The 1,657-nt window shown below is 70.9% G+C and carries 3 protein-coding genes; all 3 read right to left on the bottom strand.

Annotated elements, in window-relative coordinates:
* A partial coding sequence (locus JNL41_RS05755; protein WP_293473319.1) for a 1-deoxy-D-xylulose-5-phosphate synthase N-terminal domain-containing protein occupies positions 1 to 480 on the bottom strand: 480 nt, incomplete at its 3' end.
* 11 nt (positions 481 to 491) lie between these two features.
* Entirely contained in the window at positions 492 to 1,373 is an 882-nt protein-coding gene (locus JNL41_RS05750) for a polyprenyl synthetase family protein (protein ID WP_293473321.1), read from the bottom strand.
* A complete protein-coding gene (locus tag JNL41_RS05745) occupies positions 1,370 to 1,612 on the bottom strand; it encodes an exodeoxyribonuclease VII small subunit (protein ID WP_293473320.1) in 243 nt (80 codons plus the stop codon). The genes JNL41_RS05750 and JNL41_RS05745 overlap by 4 nt, the downstream gene beginning before the upstream one ends.
* Positions 1,613 to 1,657: the final 45 nt, after the last annotated feature.

Here is a 1,657-nt window from a genome sequence, read left to right as displayed (position 1 = left end):
GGCCTCGTAGGCCATGCCGGCGCTCATCGAGCCGTCGCCGATGACGGCCACGACCTTGTTGTCCTGGCCCTTGGCGTCGCGGGCCGCGGCGAAGCCGAGCGCCGCGCTGATCGAGGTGGCCGCGTGGGCCGCGCCGAACGGATCGTACTCGCTCTCGGAGCGCTTGGTGAAACCCGAAAGGCCGCCGCCCTGGCGCAGCGTGCGGATGCGGTCGCGCCGGCCGGTCAGGATCTTGTGCGGATAGGCCTGGTGCCCGACGTCCCAGATGAGGATGTCCGACGGCGTCTCGTAGACGTGGTGCAGCGCCACCGTCAGCTCGACCACGCCCAGCCCCGCGCCCAGGTGGCCCCCGGTCTGGGAGACGGCGTCGATGGTCTCGGCGCGCAACTCGTCGGCGAGCTGGCGAAGCTGGGGGATCGTGAAGTCGCGGGTGTCGGCCGGCGTGGAAACCGTATCGAGCAGGGGCGTGACGGGCGGCATGAAATTCTCGACTACTGGCGGCGCTCTAGCACGAAATCGACGCTCGCCCGCAGGAAATCCGCCCGCGGCCCGAATGGATCCAGGTGAGATTTGGTCTGGGTTTTCAGCAGCCCCAGCCGCTCGCGCGCCGCGTCGACCCCCAGCAGCGTGACGAAGTTGGCCTTGCCCTTCGAGACGTCCTTTCCCACCGCCTTGCCCATCGACTCGGCCGTGCCCTCGGCGTCCAGCAGGTCGTCGACGATCTGGTAGGCGAGGCCCACGTCGTGGGCGAAGGCCATCAGCGCGTGCCGCTGCGCCTCCTGTGCGTGCGCCAGCACCAGCGGCAGCTCGAAGGCGCAGGCGATGAGGGCGCCGGTCTTCAGGCGCTGCATGCGCGCGACGCCGCCCAGGTCGTCGCGCACGCCCAGCATGTCGATCATCTGGCCGCCGACCATGCCGCGGGCGCCGGAGGCCACGGCGAGCTTCGTCACCAGTTCGGCCCGGACCGCGCCGTCGGGGTGGGTGTCGGGGTGCGCCAGGATCTCGAAGGCGACCGTCTGCAGGGCGTCGCCGGCGAGCACGGCGGTCATCTCGTCGTAGGCCTTGTGGACCGTGGGCCGGCCGCGGCGCAGGTCGTCGTCGTCCATGCAGGGCAGGTCGTCGTGGACGAGGCTGTAGGCGTGGATGCACTCCAGCGCGCAGGCGGCGCGCAGCACCGAGCGCTCGTCGAGGTCGAACATGCGGCCGGTCTCGAGGGCGAAGAAGGTGCGCAGGCGCTTGCCTTCGCTCAGGGCGGCGTAGCGCATGGCCTCGGTCAGCCGGCTTTCCGGCCCCTCGGCGCGGGGCAGCAGTTCGTCCAGCGCGACGGTGACGAGGTCCGCCGCCTCGGCCACACGACGGGCGAGCTCCATCAGCCGAACTCGGCCGGTTCTGCGCCGGGCGCGCCGCCCGCGCCCACCACGATCTTCTCGACCCGCAGGCTCGCTTCCTTGAGCTTCTTCTCGCAGTGCGCCTTCAGGGCCGCGCCGCGCTCGTAGAGCCTGATCGAGTCTTCCAGCGGCGCCTGCCCGGACTCCAGCCGTCCCACGATCTGCTCCAGTTCGGAGAGCGCGGTCTCGAAGCTCATGGCGGCGATGTCGGCGGGTTCGGACATGGTGGCTGTTTAGGCGCGCGAAGCGCAGGAGGCGAGTCCCTGTGA

Source organism: Phenylobacterium sp. (assembly GCF_016793285.1).
Classification (GTDB): Bacteria; Pseudomonadota; Alphaproteobacteria; order Caulobacterales; family Caulobacteraceae; genus Phenylobacterium.
The sequence above is the reverse complement of the archived record's forward strand: the minus strand, read 5'-3'. Positions and strand labels throughout refer to the sequence as shown.